1 pseudogene is annotated in these 879 nt (G+C 65.1%); it reads left to right on the top strand.

Features of this window, described 5'->3' with window-relative positions:
* A pseudogene (locus AC1DRE_RS25095) lies at positions 1-879 on the top strand (pyruvate dehydrogenase (acetyl-transferring), homodimeric type); the annotation flags it as partial.

Genomic DNA, 879 nt, shown 5'->3' with positions numbered 1-879 from the left:
CTTCTTCGGGAAGACCCCGCAGACCAAGGAAATGGTCGCGGACCTGACCGATGACCAGATCTGGAACCTCAAGCGCGGCGGCCACGACTACCGCAAGGTCTACGCCGCGTACAAGGCAGCGACCGAATTCAAGGGCAAACCCACCGTGATCCTGGCCAAAACGGTCAAGGGCTACGGACTCGGACCGCACTTCGAAGGCCGCAACGCCACCCACCAGATGAAGAAACTCACCCTCGACGACCTCAAGGAATTCCGGGATTACTTGAGGATTCCGATCTCCGACGCCCGGCTGGAAGAGGACCCTTACAGCCCGCCGTACTTCCACCCCGGCACGGACGCACCTGAGATCGCCTATCTCCTTGAGCGGCGCGCGGCCCTGGGCGGCTACGCGCCTGAGCGCCGTCCCAACCACGCGCCCATTGAACTGCCCGAAGCCAAGACGTTTGACGTCGCCAAGCGCGGCACCGGCAAGCAGCAGGCCGCCACCACCATGGCGTTCGTCCGCCTGCTCAAGGACCTCCTCCGCGACAAGAAGTTCGGGCACCGGATCGTACCCATCGTGCCGGACGAATCCCGCACGTTCGGCATGGACGCGTTCTTCCCGACCGCGAAGATCTACAACCCGGGCGGCCAGAACTACCTCTCCGTGGACCGGGACCTGGTCCTGGCCTACAAGGAATCCGCCCAGGGCCAGCTGATCCACCCCGGCATCAACGAAGCCGGCGCCGTCGCAGCGTTCACCGCCGCCGGCACCGCCTACGCCACCCACGGCGTGCCGCTGATCCCGGTCTACGTGTTCTACTCCATGTTCGGCTTCCAGCGCACCGGCGACGCCTTCTGGGCCGCCGCGGACCAGATGACCCGAGGCTTCATCATCTC

It is taken from the genome of Arthrobacter sp. P4_H3, from assembly GCF_056400885.1.
This window is presented reverse-complemented; position numbering and strand designations above follow the sequence as displayed.